This window comes from Candidatus Symbiopectobacterium sp. NZEC135, from assembly GCF_025962695.1.
On the sequence record NZ_JAGFPF010000353.1, the window covers coordinates 1 to 1,691 of the forward strand.

Annotated in this window: 2 protein-coding genes; both read left to right on the forward strand. The window is 54.6% G+C overall.

Going from position 1 to position 1,691, the window contains the following annotated elements; translation table 11 throughout:
• The coding region (locus J5224_RS26760) for an amino acid ABC transporter permease (RefSeq protein WP_264628194.1) at positions 1-783 on the forward strand (783 nt) is incomplete at its 5' end.
• Positions 783-1,583, forward strand: a complete 801-nt coding sequence (locus J5224_RS26765) for an amino acid ABC transporter ATP-binding protein (protein WP_264628195.1) — start codon at positions 783-785, stop codon at positions 1,581-1,583. The genes J5224_RS26760 and J5224_RS26765, both read left to right, overlap by 1 nt.
• Positions 1,584-1,691 lie beyond the last annotated feature (108 nt).

Consider the following 1,691-nt stretch of genomic DNA (forward strand, 5'->3'; position numbering starts at 1 on the left):
AACTTTGAATGGCATGTGGTTTATCAGTGGTTCAACGAGAAAACCGTTCTCGAAGGATTGGCGGTGACCCTGGGCCTTACGGTCGTGGCCATGATCATCGGTGTTATACTGGGGTTGCTGCTGGCCGTCGGTCGCATGTCCAGCAATCGGTTGCTCAGCGGGCTTTCCAGCCTCTACATCTGGTTTTTTCGTGGCACGCCGCTGCTGGTGCAACTGATTTTCTGGTACAACCTTTCCACACTCTTCCCTCGCGTCTCTCTGGGCATCCCCTTTGGCCCAGAATGGATAAGCTGGAACACCAACGATCTGATCACACCACTCACTGCGGCTATCGCAGGGCTAGCGCTCAATGAAGCTGCCTATATGGCAGAGATCATTCGTGGTGGCCTGCTTTCGGTCGATAACGGACAGGTGGAAACGTCACAGGCTTTCGGCATGAGCCGCAGCCGCGCGTTGCGTCGTATCATTATTCCGCAGGCGATGCGTGCCATTGTTCCACCGACCGGTAACCAGTTGATCAGTATGATCAAAGCGACTTCACTGGTGAGCGTAATCGCCATGGGCGATCTGCTCTACTCGGTGCAGGCCATTTATAATCGCACCTTCGAAGTGATCCCGATGTTGATGGTGGCAGTGATTTGGTATCTGTTCATTACCTCGCTGCTTAACGTGGGCCAATCCGCTATCGAACGCTATTATTCCCGCGGTGAGCGCCGCCCGGCATCGGAGACGCGCCGTACGCCTCCCGCAAAAACCAATGCGTCCAGTAAGGAGGCGTCTTAATGAGCAAGCAGCATTCCGCCACGCCGGAGAATCTGGAAAAAACGCCACTGGTGCGAGCACGCAACGTCCATAAATATTTTGGCGACAACCATGTATTGCGCGGTATCGATCTTGAGGTGAACAGCGGCGAAACTGTAGTGATTCTGGGGCCATCAGGTTCGGGTAAATCTACCTTCCTGCGCTGCATCAACCACCTGGAAGAAATGGATGAAGGTTACATCATGATGGGCGATGAGCAGATCGGCTATCAATTGCGTGGCGATAAGCTCTATGCACTGTCGGCACGCGACATTGCGCGCCAACGCAGTCACATTGGCATGGTGTTCCAACAGTTCAACCTCTATCCCCACATGACTGTGCTGCAAAACATCATTGAAGCGCCAGTCGGGGTGCATAAACAGGATCGTCAGGAAGCGCAGGCGTATGCCATGGAGTTGTTAAAACGCGTTGGGCTGGAGCACAAGGCGGATGCCTACCCACGCCACCTCTCCGGCGGTCAGCAGCAGCGCGTTGCCATTGCGCGTGCGCTGGCCATTCGCCCGAAAGTGATGTTGTTTGATGAACCGACGTCGGCGTTGGACCCCGAGTTGGTCGGTGAAGTGCTGGCCACCATGCGCTCCCTGGCCGAACAAGGCTTAACGATGATCGTCGTCACCCATGAGATCGGTTTTGCCCGCGAAGCGGCAGATCGTGTGATCTTTATGGATCAAGGCGTTGTTGTTGAGCAAGGACGTCCAGATGATGTGTTGGTCACACCGCAGCACCCGCGCACCCAAGCCTTCCTGAGCCGCTTTATTTGATGCGCTACGCGGGCAAAAAAGGGGGATTTATTCCCCTTTTTTGCATCCCGGAGGCAAAAAATGTGATTCATTGCACATGCTATTTCCCTCCGAGGCCGTTCTGACCAT